This is a genomic window from Dactylosporangium aurantiacum, from assembly GCF_000716715.1.
In the GTDB taxonomy this organism is placed as follows: domain Bacteria; phylum Actinomycetota; class Actinomycetes; order Mycobacteriales; family Micromonosporaceae; genus Dactylosporangium; species Dactylosporangium aurantiacum.
The window spans coordinates 1-206 of record NZ_JNYJ01000219.1 but is presented as its reverse complement, the minus strand read 5'-3'; the positions used below and the strand labels follow the sequence as shown (position 1 = coordinate 206).

Sequence of the window (206 nt, the reverse complement as noted above, 5' to 3'; positions counted from 1 at the left end):
CTGAACCCCTCAAGGGTCGCGATCAGGTCGGCGCCGATGCCCTGCGGCACGAACCCCGTGGCGTAGTTCGTCTCCGGGTCCATGGCCCACGCACCGCCGTCCGAGCCCATCGGCACCCGCGACATCGACTCCACACCACCAGCGATGACCAGGTCCTCCCAGCCCGCGCGGACCTTCTGCGCCGCGATGTTCACCGCCTCCAGACC

The 206-nt window shown here is 69.9% G+C and carries 1 protein-coding gene; it reads right to left on the bottom strand.

What is annotated here, in order from left to right; genetic code table 11:
* Positions 1-206 (bottom strand): thiolase family protein (locus OP18_RS50990; protein WP_033368095.1); only part of this gene is annotated, 206 nt, incomplete at both ends.